Origin of the sequence: Consotaella salsifontis (assembly GCF_900167365.1) — a bacterium.
GTDB lineage: Bacteria > Pseudomonadota > Alphaproteobacteria > Rhizobiales > Rhizobiaceae > Consotaella > Consotaella salsifontis.
Window position 1 is genome coordinate 210072 of record NZ_FUXL01000008.1, and the last position, 7403, is coordinate 217474.

9 protein-coding genes are annotated in these 7403 nt (G+C 64.5%); 3 read left to right on the forward strand and 6 right to left on the reverse strand.

Going from position 1 to position 7403, the window contains the following annotated elements:
* Positions 1-33 precede the first annotated feature (33 nt).
* The 5 genes from B5D38_RS13405 to B5D38_RS13425 form a co-directional block, all read right to left on the reverse strand.
* Entirely contained in the window at positions 34-1584 is a 1551-nt protein-coding gene (locus B5D38_RS13405) for an ABC transporter permease (protein ID WP_165690862.1), read from the reverse strand.
* Positions 1585-1637: 53 nt separating this feature from the next.
* Positions 1638-2480, reverse strand: a complete 843-nt coding sequence (locus B5D38_RS13410) for an ABC transporter ATP-binding protein (protein WP_078708924.1) — start codon at positions 2478-2480, stop codon at positions 1638-1640.
* A gap of 16 nt (positions 2481-2496) precedes the next feature.
* Positions 2497-3084 (reverse strand): AAA family ATPase, encoded by a 588-nt coding sequence (locus B5D38_RS13415; protein WP_078708925.1) that lies wholly within the window; start codon positions 3082-3084, stop codon positions 2497-2499.
* Between the two features lie 146 nt (positions 3085-3230).
* The gene (locus B5D38_RS13420) at positions 3231-4253 is read right to left on the reverse strand and encodes an ABC transporter substrate-binding protein (protein WP_078708926.1); all 1023 of its coding nucleotides are present in this window, start codon (positions 4251-4253) and stop codon (positions 3231-3233) included.
* A 303-nt stretch (positions 4254-4556) separates the two neighbouring features.
* A complete protein-coding gene (locus B5D38_RS13425; protein ID WP_131829925.1) occupies positions 4557-5585 on the reverse strand; it encodes a LacI family DNA-binding transcriptional regulator in 1029 nt (342 codons plus the stop codon).
* Between the two features lie 629 nt (positions 5586-6214).
* Between B5D38_RS13425 and B5D38_RS13430 the strand changes: the two genes are divergently transcribed.
* Positions 6215-6400: a hypothetical protein gene (locus B5D38_RS13430; protein ID WP_078708928.1), complete on the forward strand. Its 186-nt coding sequence runs from the start codon at positions 6215-6217 to the stop codon at positions 6398-6400.
* An 11-nt stretch (positions 6401-6411) separates the two neighbouring features.
* Here the strand turns inward: B5D38_RS13430 and B5D38_RS22395 are convergent, their stop codons facing one another.
* Complete coding sequence (locus B5D38_RS22395; protein WP_207552948.1) at positions 6412-6678, reverse strand: hypothetical protein; 267 nt, start codon at positions 6676-6678, stop codon at positions 6412-6414.
* On the opposite strand from B5D38_RS22395, the gene B5D38_RS13435 reads away from it, so the two are divergent.
* Together B5D38_RS13435 and B5D38_RS13440 are read left to right on the forward strand one after the other, a co-directional pair.
* Positions 6673-7098, forward strand: coding sequence for a helicase C-terminal domain-containing protein (locus tag B5D38_RS13435; protein ID WP_207552949.1), 426 nt, complete (start codon positions 6673-6675; stop codon positions 7096-7098). The genes B5D38_RS22395 and B5D38_RS13435 overlap by 6 nt on opposite strands.
* Before the next feature lie 35 nt (positions 7099-7133).
* On the forward strand, positions 7134-7403 hold a 270-nt coding region (locus B5D38_RS13440), incomplete at its 3' end, for a helix-turn-helix domain-containing protein (protein ID WP_131829926.1).

Consider the following 7403-nt stretch of genomic DNA (forward strand, 5'->3'; position numbering starts at 1 on the left):
AGGGGAGTCCCTGGGACGTGGCGGCGACCGGCATCAGCGGCCGGACATTCGGCCGAGAACGAGCTGTTCCAGCCATTCCAGAACCTGATAGAGAATGATCGAAAAGGTCGTCACCAACGCCACCCGGCTCCACAGGCCGGTGTAGTCGGAGACGGTCCCGGCCGTCACCAGCGCGTAGCCCAGCCCTTTGCCGGTCGCGAGCCAGGCGGCCATCATGGCGCCGGTCGTGGCCAGCGGCGCGGCGATGCGCAGCGAGGTGAACAGGGCCGGCAGGGCGCTCGGTATCTGCACCTTCCAGAGCTGGTGCCAGCGCGTTCCCCCATAGACATGCACCAGGTCCGTCGCCTGGCGCGACGCCTGGGCGAGCGCCAGCGTCACGTTCACCAGCGTGGGAAAAAACGTGATCACGCCGCCGATCACGGTGATGGTGACCAGGTTGCGGCCAAAGACCAGCACGATGATCGGCGTCATCGCCACCAACGGAATGGCACGCAACGCGATCGCCAAGCCCAGAAAAGCCCGCTGCAGCGTCGGCCATAGATTGAAGAGGATGGAAACAACGAGCGCCGCCAGGGTCCCCGACACCAGACCCAGCGAGGCGTCGCGCAACAGGATCAGCGATTCCGTCCAGAGCAGCGCCCACCGCTGCGCGAAGGAGACGGGATCGGTCAAATAGACCCAGACGTCTGCCGGCCCCTTGCCGATGAACTTGGGTACGCCGAGAAGCCAGAGCGTCGCCTGCCAGACCGCCAGGATGCAGCCGATGGAGAAGGTGAGGCGCGCGAGAGCAAGGAGAGCGGTCCGCGTCGGGCCGCGCCGCTTGCGCGGCGGGCCCGTGACGGCGAGGTCGGTGCGCACGTCGCGTGCCCATGGCGTCAAGATGGCGGCGGCGAGCGACGCCAGCCCGTAGCCGACCCCCGCCAAGGCCGTGGCCGCGAGAGCGACGGCCCACGTCCGGTTCACCTCCATCGCCTGCTGGGCGTTGATGATGGCGACGCCGAGACCGTACTCGGCTCCCATGTATTCGGCGACGATGGCGCCCAGCACGGCCGCCGGAGCCGCGATGCGCAGCGCCGCAAACAGGCTCGGCAGGGCCGAATGGATGCGAACCTTGAGAAGCGCAGCCAGGCTGTCCCCCCCGAACGCATGCACCAGATCCAGCGCCGTGCGGTCGCTACTGCGCAGGCCGGCGACGGCGCCGAGCAGCGTGGTGAAAAACACGGATAGGGCCGCAAGCACGACCTTCGGTTCGGAACCCGACAGCACCACCACCAGCACCGGGCCGATGGCGACGATTGGCATGCAGTAGGAGACGACGCCGATCAGAAGGATCGTGTTCTGCAGCGCCGGGACCAGGACGACCACCATCGCGAGCAGGATGGCGAACCCATTGCCCCACAAATAGCCTTGGACGGCGGAGCGGAACGTCTCCATGGAGAGCGAAAGATAAAACCACAGGCCGTCATCGAGGATCTGTGCCACGATCCCGCTCGGCGTCGGAATGGTGCCATTTCCCGTAAACAGGCCGCCAGCGACGATCTGCCATCCCCCGATGAAGGCGAAGACCCCCACCGCACTCGTCAATGCCGACCGCCATCGATGGGCCGTGCGCGCGGACATCCGGATCGCAAGCGCCGTCACATGTCCCCCTCTGCCGGCGTATCGCCCTGGCCGAACAGAATTTCGCTGAAACGATCGCACAAGGCATGAAACGCGCTCGTGCGCATCATCTCGGGTCGTCGCGGTCGCGGCAGATCGATGGCCAGGGTCTCTACGATGCGGCCCGGCCTGGCGCTCATCACCGCCACGGTGTCGGACAGGAAGACGGCCTCCTCGATCGAGTGCGTCACCAGCAACGTTGTCGTCGGACGTTCCATCCAGATGGCCTGAAGCCCAAGGTTCAGCCTCTGGCGCATCATGTCGTCAAGCGCGCCGAATGGCTCGTCCAGCAGCAGCGTCTTCGGCTCGGTGATCAGCGCGCGTGCGATGGCGGCGCGTTGGCGCATGCCCCCCGAGAGCTGGGCCGGCCGAGCGTTCTCGAAGCCCGACAGGCCAACCAGCTTGATCAGATCGGCAATCTCGCCGGCCGAGGCTCGCCGCCCCGCAAGCTCGGTGGGCAGACGGATGTTGTCCGCCACCGAACGCCAGGGCAGCAGCGCCGCATCCTGAAAGGCGATACCGGTCTCGTGACGGCGGCGTGCCACCGCCGGCGTCCGATTGTGCACCAGCGCCCGTCCGGCCGAAGGCTCCTCGAGGTCGGCAAGGATGCGCAGGATCGTCGATTTGCCGCAACCGGATGGCCCTAGCAGAGACAGGAACGATCCTGCCGGCGAGTTCAGATGCACGTTGTCGAGTGCCGCCACGGTCCCGGCGCGGCTGGTGAACTCCTTGTTCACGCCCCAGAGCATGATACCGGTCTCCGGCGAGGCCGCCGGAGCACCGGGATGATCGGATGCAGAAGAAGGTCCGTCGGCGGCCATGGTGCAGCTTCCCGTGTCAGCCCTTTGCGGCCTGGGCCTTGTCATGCTGAGCGCGAAGATAGGCGCCGTACTTGGTCGGAAGCCCCTCGATCTGGTTGTCGAGCTGGGCGCCGCCCTGGCTCCACCAATGCTCGGCGTCGCGGCCCATCGCATCGCCGCGGCTGGTGTGATAGTCGACCATCCAGTCCTGCACCTCGACGGTGCGTTCGCCGCTCTCGGTCACGCCACGCGCCCACATGGCGAGTTCCATGCTGGTGCGATCCTTTTTGGCCTCCGTCAGCAGGCGGACCGCATGCGCCGAGAAGATCCAGCGATCGCCGCGATCATCCATCCGCTGCCGCTGCTGGTTGATCGCCTCGATGACGGCCGGCGCATCGCGCATGCCGTAGCCGACGTCCTCGGTCGCGATGATCTCCAGCCGTCGCCACAGCAGCTCCTCGGTCTCCGGCCCGTTGTCATAGAGTTCGTAGGCTGCCAGGATCGCGCTTTCCAGCCAGCCCCTGCGAATGGACTTCTGCAGCACGGAGCGAAGCTCGTCGACGGCAAACCCCCTTCGCGTCTTCGTCCGGCTCCACACGTCGAAACTCTGTACATTCGCAGCCATTGTCTGTTCCTTCATTCAAGAGGCGCCGAACCTCGCGCGCCGGGATGTCGGCGGGTCCGAGAGGATGCTCGGCCCGCAATAGGGCGACACGCCGGCGCTGCATCGCCGGCACGCCTTCGCCATCTCGGACCAAGGGCCCGCTGGATTCAAAGCTGGGTCTTGCCGTCCAAGGCTTCGGCAAGGATTTCGTTGGTGAAGAGATCGGGCGTGGCCGTCACATCGGCAGCCGACAGCGTCGCAATCGTCTCCTGAACGGCTTCGTCGGTCATCCAGAACAGGCCGTGCTCCTTGGTCGCTTCGTTGACCATCAGCTCGTTCGTGGCGGCGGCAGACTGCTTCTGCGCCTCCTCGTTCAGCCCGTTCCCCTTGCCGTAGACCTCGACCGTCAGCTTGGCCGCCAGCGCGGGATCCTCGATGGCATCCTGCCAGCCCTTGATTGCGGCCCTCATGAAGGCAGCGATATGGGCGCGCTGCTCGGGATCGGCCAGCGACTCCTCGCGCACGGTGTAGGTGGCGGTGAAGAGCTTGTAGCCGTGGTCGGCAAAAAGGAAGTAGTGAACGTCGTTTCCCTTCGCCCGCAGTTGAATGACGTCGTCGTTCGAATAGCCGAAGAACCCGTCGAGTTCGCCCGAAACCAGCGGCGTGAAGTCATGCTGGGCCGGAACGACGTTGATCGATGTGGGATCGATCCCATTCAGCGCGAGGAAGGCATTCCAAAGCACGAGATTGTTGGCCTGGATGCCGATCTTCTTGCCGATCATGTCCTGCGGGCCTTGCAGGGGTCGGTCTGCCCGGGAGATCATGGCATAGGGGCTCTTTTGGTAGTTCGCCCCGATGATCTTGAGATTGGCCCCCTGACTATTGGCGTTGGCCGTGAAATCCGGCGCGCTCTGCGCAATCAGCGCCTTGCCGGATGCCACCACCGGATCCATCGCGATGTTCGGACCGCCGGCCAGCAGATCCACGTCAAGGCCGTTGTCGCGGAAATAGCCCTTGTGATCGGCGATATATTCGCCCGCGAACTGGAAGTTCTTCACCCAGCTCAGCTGATAGGCGATCTTGGCGAGGCTTTCCTGAGCGGATGCCGAGCGGAACGGCATGGCAAAGGCCGGTACCAGCGCCGCCCCGCCAAGGGCTCCCATGGACTTCAAAAGCGTGCGTCGACGCATGTTCTCTCCTGGTGGAGCCCATGGCCCCTCTCTGGTCAATGAATGGACGAACGGATGGGAAGGATTCCAAGGCTGCCCGTCATTGTTAACGTTAACATTAGCGGTAATCGATGAAACGTTCCTAAGGGGCCGATCGAGCGAACCTTCTTCTGATGAGCGTTGGCGACGGCCTCACCCTACCGATGTGCATATAAATATCAATAGCCGTAGTTGAATAAAAAATAGGCATCATCACCAGAGGAGCCGGACCCGGCGACCGGCCGGCGGACTGGCGGAGGTGGAGGCGGACTGACGCTGGCGCGCTCAAACGCTGGGTGGGGTCCGGCAGCGTCCTGAGCTGCCCCTGATGATCAGCTCGACCGGAACCTCGACATGATGCCCGTCGGCGTTCGGCTTATGAATTTGGCCCAGCAGCAAGGAAAACCCCTTCTCGATCACGCTTCGGAAGTTGAGGCGGACCGTATCGATCGGCGGATCGGTGAATGCCGACATTGACATGTTCTCGAAACCACAGATGCTGAGATCGTCCGGCACCGACAGCCCCGCCTCTTTCGCCGCCTTGATCGCACCGAGAGCCAGATCGTCATTGGACGCGAGGATGCCGCTGAAATATCGCTCCGACCTCTGTTCGAGCAGCCGCTGCATCGCCTCGTAGCCACTGCGAGCCGTCCAGTCGGTCTTGACCATGAGATCGCTGCTCAGGCCGCTCTCGCGCATTGCCGCCTGCCAACCGGCGTACCGCTGCTGGCTTGCCGACCAGCCATCGGGTCCGGCGATATAGGCCACATGGCGATGCCCGAGGCGAATCAGATGGAGGGCCATCGCCCGCATGCCTTCGGCATGCTCCGACATGATGGTGGTGCAGGACTGCGATCCTGCCATGTCCATAAACACCGCCGGCAAACCAAGAAGGTGCCTTCGCAGCACGGCGAGATCCAGGGCGATCGAGACGTTGAAGACCAATCCCGCGACGCCGTGGGCCCGCAGATCGTGAACGGCCGTGCTGATGGTCTCGAGGTCGAGGCTCGAAAGACTGGCCAGGATGACGCGATAGCCGTTCTCGCGCGCGGTCTGGTCGATCATCACCAGGGTCGTCGCCGGGACCGAATGCTCGGTCGCATAGGCGATCAGGCCGATCGTCTTGGAGCGGTTGCTGACGAGCTGTCGGGCCGTTTCATTGGGCTGATAGCCCAGCTCTCGCACGATGGACCAAACCAGATCCCGCGTTGCCTCTGCGACGCCCGGCTTGTCGTTGACGACCCGCGAAACGGTCTGATGAGACACGCCCGCGTGCGCGGCGACATCGAAGAGCGTAACCATTCGTCTGGTCACAACGACACAACCTCCGAACACGCGCCAGCGCTGGGGCCCCGCGTTACGAGCGTCTCGGTGCCGGTGATGCCACGCTGGTGACTGTATGCAATAGACCAATGGATAAGCACAGTACCACGGTCGGCATCGCCAAAAGATCCTGTGGGTTCGTTCTTCTGAGGTTTTCGGATGCCTCCCGGCGTGGAGCCCCTTCACGCAGGGAGACTGCCGGCTTTGAAGCGCTGATCAACTCGGGGCGGACCGGTGATTGCTCGCGACGAGCTGAAACCGAGCGCACGATCCGGCGACAAGGTCCAGGGGAGCCAGGGAAGTCAGCGTGACCGTTCGGTCGAACGTGGTCGATTCCCGCGGGTGCGGGGGAGCCGACCCGAAGTCGTCGGAAAGCTTCTATCCCTACTCTGACGTCGAGATAGCCGGGCACAAGTTGCCGCAGCTCGCATGCCGACAGCCGCACCTTTCGTCCGCAGCCGCCGCACTCGATGACGACGTATAGGCGAAATCGGGCGGCGTCGTTGAGATCGCGAACGGTCCTCGTCATCACCGGATGATAGTGAGAACAAAAGAGGAACAAAAGACTCCGCGGCGATGCCCATTCGTGCGATTCTAGCCGCGGGACTCAGGAGGCGGACATGGCAGACGCGGCGGCAAGGCGGGACGACGGCGACGAGATCGAGCGGGCGGTCGACGAGGTGCTCGAGGCTGCCGGCGGGGACGTGAGGCGGGCGATCTCGGGGCTGATCCGGGGGCAGCAGGAGATTGCAGCCGAGGTCGCCAAGGCCGTCTCGGCGGGGTATGTGCGGCGGAGGCTGGGCTAGCGGGAGGCCTCCTATTTCTGGTCAGCCTTCGCATACGCCTCGGCCACGATCGAAACCGCCTGCCGGATCTCGTCGCCGTCCCGCAGATATCGGTTGAAGTTCCGATGGCCAATGCCTTTGCCCGACGCATACAGGCCGTCCTGGACGAATACGCCCACTACCTTGTCGATGCCGAAGGTCTCGGAGCCCGCCGCCGAGGAACGCGCCCTCGGCGTCGCGCGCGCCATGGCCCAGGCCTTGGCCATCCGCCCGTGCAGATCGATGTCGATGACGTGCATGTCGATGGGGAGGCCCTCGCCATCAGCAAATTCCAGATGCGCGGACGCTTCGCAATGCGGCTCGCCGACTACAAGGACGAGGATGGCGCCGTCGCCCGGCTCGGAGGCGTGCGCGATGCGTTCAACTCGCCGTTCCGGCCGTTCGTTCTCGCCACCAAGTCGGTCGGCCAGGAGGGGCTGGATTTCCATCCCTATTGCTATCGCGTCTATCACTGGAACCTGCCGGGTAACCCGGTGGACCTCGAACAGCGCAAAGGCCGAGTTCACCGCTTCAAGGGCCACGCCGTGCGCCTCAACCTGACCGACCGCCAGGCCGGCGTCGTCAGGGGCAAAGGGCAGGCGCCTAACGATCCATGGAAACTAGAGCGGGATGAAGTTCGGCAGAATCGGAAGAGGATTCCATCGGAGGCGCCAATCTGATTCAACATGCTGGCTGGAGACGGAGGCCAGCATGGATGGGTCGACCTTATTCGATGGATCTGCGCGAGCGGGTGGTTGCGGCGGTGCTTGAGGGCGGGCTGTCGCGCCATCAGGCGGCGGAGCGCTTCGGGGTTGCGGTGAGCACGGCGGTCAAATGGCTGCAGCGCCACCATGAGACGGGCAGTGTGGCGCCCGGCCAGATGGGTGGGCACAAGCCGAAGAAGATCGCCGGCGCGCATGCCGAGTGGCTGCGCCGGCGCTGCACGGAGAAGCCCTTCACGCTGCGCGGCCTGGTGCGGGAATTC